Origin of the sequence: Sphingobium olei (assembly GCF_042678845.1) — a bacterium.
Taxonomy (GTDB): domain Bacteria; phylum Pseudomonadota; class Alphaproteobacteria; order Sphingomonadales; family Sphingomonadaceae; genus Sphingobium; species Sphingobium olei.
The window spans coordinates 1-531 of the sequence record NZ_JBHTLS010000012.1 but is presented as its reverse complement, the minus strand read 5'-3'; the positions used below and the strand labels follow the sequence as shown (position 1 = coordinate 531).

Below are 531 nucleotides of genomic sequence, written 5' to 3'. Positions count from 1 at the left end.
TGAGGTGGCCTCGCCTTCTTGGACAGGTTGGCGGCTAAATTAAGCTCATCCCGGTTGTCGTTCATGCCGCCATTTGAGTGATCAAATCCTGGGGGGCATGCCCCCCAGGATTTGAAGCGCCGATTTGCCCATATGCCTCGCCTGGGGTTCTGCCCGCAAGGCGTGAATGAGGACGATGGTTGTCATAATAGGCGAACCATCGACCAAGGCCGGCACGCAGTTCAGAACCGGTTTCGAAGGCGTGCAGATAGACGCATTCGTACTTCACAGACCGCCAGAGCCGTTCGATGAAGACATTGTCCATCCAGCGTCCCCGGCCGTCCATGCTGATCTTGATCTCAGCTGCGCGCAGCACACGGGTGAAGGCATTGCTGGTGAACTGGCTGCCCTGATCGGTATTAAAGATTTCGGGCTTACCAAAACGGGCCAGCGCCTCCTCCAGTGCCTCGACGCAAAAGCCTGCGTCCATGGTGTTCGATAGCCGCCAGGCCAGCACCTTGCGGCTTGCCCAGTCCATGATGGCGACCAGAT

General features: G+C 58.0%; 1 protein-coding gene. It reads right to left on the bottom strand.

Annotated features, from left to right (window positions below):
- Positions 1–61 precede the first annotated feature (61 nt).
- On the bottom strand, positions 62–531 hold a 470-nt coding region (locus ACFQ24_RS03730), incomplete at its 5' end, for a transposase (protein ID WP_380909108.1).